A 571-nucleotide genomic window follows, 5' to 3' on the forward strand; every position below is an offset into this window, starting at 1 on the left:
GCCGTCCACCTCGGCGTAGTGCGACGGGCGCAGGAAGTCGGGGAGCACGGCGCCCACTTCGGCGGCGACTGCGGCCAGGTCGGCGCCGTCGAGCACGAGGTAGGCGGCCAGCCGGTACGCCCCGTCGACCTGGGGGTCCGGCTGGGCGACCGCGGCGGCGAAACGGACGGCCGGGTGCGCGGCGAACGCGGCCTCGACCTCCCCGGGTTCGACCCGGTGGCCGCGGATCTTGACCTGCTGGTCGGTGCGGCCGAGGTACGACAGGTTCCCGTCCGGCCGCCGGGCCACCAGGTCGCCGGTCCGGTACATGCGCTCGCCGGGCGCACCGAACGGGCAGGCGACGAACCGGTGGGACGTCTGGGCGGGCTGTCCGAGGTAGCCGCGTGCGATGCCGATGCCCGATACGTACAGCTCGCCGGGGACGTTGTCGGGCAGCGGTCGCAGCCACGGGTCCAGGACGTACACCTCGGTGTTGTCGATCGCCACGCCCACCACCGGGTCCTGGCACTCGAAGGTGCCGACGCCGAGCGTGTTGATGGTGTACTCGGTGGGCCCGTAGAGGTTGTAGCCG

General features: G+C 73.2%; 1 protein-coding gene. It reads right to left on the reverse strand.

The window, feature by feature from the left end; translation table 11 throughout:
• Positions 1-571: AMP-binding protein (locus E6R62_RS38600; RefSeq protein ID WP_136218020.1), on the reverse strand; the 571-nt coding region annotated here is incomplete at both ends.

This window comes from Streptomyces sp. A1136 (assembly GCF_004795055.1).
GTDB lineage: Bacteria > Actinomycetota > Actinomycetes > Streptomycetales > Streptomycetaceae > Streptomyces.